The 402-nt window shown below is 58.2% G+C and carries 1 pseudogene; it reads right to left on the bottom strand.

Annotated elements, in window-relative coordinates:
- Positions 1–162 (bottom strand): annotated as a pseudogene (locus tag EOA29_RS43680) (DUF938 domain-containing protein); the annotation flags it as partial.
- Positions 163–402: the final 240 nt, after the last annotated feature.

Genomic DNA, 402 nt, shown 5'->3' with positions numbered 1-402 from the left:
ACCAATCTCCAGCACCACGCCATGTGTCGGAAGAACACGCTTTAGGACCGCGAGGATCGGTGCCAAATTTCGCGCAGCTGAAGGCGAGAACATGCGCTGGTCGGGGCTTACGCCGCGCTGTTCAAGCGCAACAGGCGAGCGGTTGTCATTCTCCTCGGGCATGGGCCGCAGATCCTCCGGGGCCGACGTTTCCCGCTTTATAGCTGAAATGATGGAACCGGATCCCGAAGATTTTGGACTGCAAGGCCTCGTCGAAGGAATATCCGAGGATGGTTGGAATTGGTCCTACGCGTCCTGTGCCAAGCGTCAGCCTCTTCATCACTAGGAGCGAAGCGACGCAGCGCAGACCCTGGGATCGCGAAAGCCACGCAATAAAAAACCGGCGTCAGCTTGCTTCTGACG

Source organism: Mesorhizobium sp. M1E.F.Ca.ET.063.01.1.1, from assembly GCF_003998155.1.
Classification (GTDB): domain Bacteria; phylum Pseudomonadota; class Alphaproteobacteria; order Rhizobiales; family Rhizobiaceae; genus Mesorhizobium.
The sequence above is the reverse complement of the archived record's forward strand: the minus strand, read 5'-3'. Positions and strand labels throughout refer to the sequence as shown.